The 1,755-nt window shown below is 34.8% G+C and carries 1 protein-coding gene; it reads right to left on the reverse strand.

Annotated elements, in window-relative coordinates; translation table 11 throughout:
- A partial coding sequence (locus Q0910_RS28465; RefSeq protein WP_299224215.1) for a DUF6443 domain-containing protein occupies nucleotides 1-1,755 on the reverse strand: 1,755 nt, incomplete at both ends.

The raw sequence follows: 1,755 nt of genomic DNA on the forward strand, positions 1-1,755 counted from the left end.
GCTCTGGTAATTCTATTTAAATCATCATACTGATAAGAATAAGATCTTTTTACATTATCGTTAGCGGTTTTCCATATAGTTTGTGAGATATTTCCGTTATAAAGTTCTGGTACATTATAATATCCTTCTACGGTATCATAATTGATTTTAAAGGTAAACAAATCATCCCCTATGTTGTCCACATCGTTAATATCAGTCAGCCATCCACGTACGTTATACTTATAATCTACTGTTTGCAGGGGTGCCTGTTCTGCATTCCCTACTTTTTTGCTTGCTAACTGTCCTAAGTCATCATAGGTATTATGAACAATCAACTCTTCCGCCTGGTTATTGATTTTTTGCTTTTGGGTTAACAATCGCCCCATATGATCATAGGTAAAGGTTTCTGTAGTTACAATAGCTGCGTTACTGCCTTTGGTATGGGTGGTTTTTACCACCTTAGGTTTACCCGTAAAATCCAATTGCATTTCTACTTTATCGGTAGTGTCCAGATAATCATTACGACTTCCTGTCCAGATTATTTGTCCTTTAGTATCATAAGCTGTTACTGTTGTAATCCAACTATTGGTTCCTAATACGCGCACTTTGGATCCTGTTGGTAAGCTCTTTACATTATTATTAGTAGCTATGCCATTAACAGTGGTAGGCTTATTCATTCCATCTCTATCGAAGGTATAGTTGTCATAATAGTTGATGGTTAAGATTTTATCTATAAATCCAGGAATAGTATTATTCGTATAATATATAGGTGTCCCTGCTATTGTTCTACTACTGCTTTGCTTGGTCTCATACTGGGTATAGCTCGTATTATTATTTGCTGAACTTTGTATTGTTAAACGATTTTGATCATTTTTTATAATTCCTGTATATGCAACTCTACCCAAGGCATCGTACTTAGTAAACAACCATTCTTTCGGGGATTTTACTCTTTGATTTGCATCTTGTGTCATCACTGGTTGATCCAGTTTGTTATAAACGATATACTCCCATCCTTTGCCAGGGATTTTCTTTTCTACCAATCGGTTTCTGCGATCGTATTTATATTGGTATCCCAATTCATTTAATTCTGTAGTAGATACTCCATTACTTACCGTAACTTTTGGAGGGATTACATAGGTAAGATTCCCAAAAATATCATATACATAATAAGTGTCATGTGCAACATTATTATTAAAAGTTCTCTTTAGAACAACTTTTCCTGATTTATCAGTAAATTCTTGGGTAATATGATTATTACCATCACTACTTTTCCAGTTTTCATCTTTGGTGATATTTATAAAGAGTTCATTTTCGGGGTAATTACTGACTTTGACCAAAGAAGGTGCTTCGGTATTATTATTTGTAAAGTTTACTTTAAAGTATACTATTGCATCACTACTTTTATTCGCTCTTCTATCTAGTTTAATGGTATGATCCTCTCCGGTAGCTTTAGCTATCCAATCTAATCCTGGCGCTGCTTGTTTTAGAGGTCTATTTAGTGGAGATTCCTCAAAAATCGTTTCTGAATATGGATTGGTAGTATTTTGATATTTAGCGATATTATAAAAACTATTCAATTCCGTTAACGGATTTGTATAGATTGCTCCGTTCTGCGTCTGATCCGATCCATACGGCAGGTATTCTTTGGCCTGTCTACCAAGCTGATCATACTGATAATGAGTAATGATATCTTTTGGTTTGGATTGGCTAATCAATTGAGAAATCGGTTCTCCGTTCCCATCTATTTGTGTTAACACAGGATTCCAAAAGTATTGT

Origin of the sequence: uncultured Aquimarina sp. (genome assembly GCF_947495315.1) — a bacterium.
GTDB lineage: Bacteria > Bacteroidota > Bacteroidia > Flavobacteriales > Flavobacteriaceae > Aquimarina.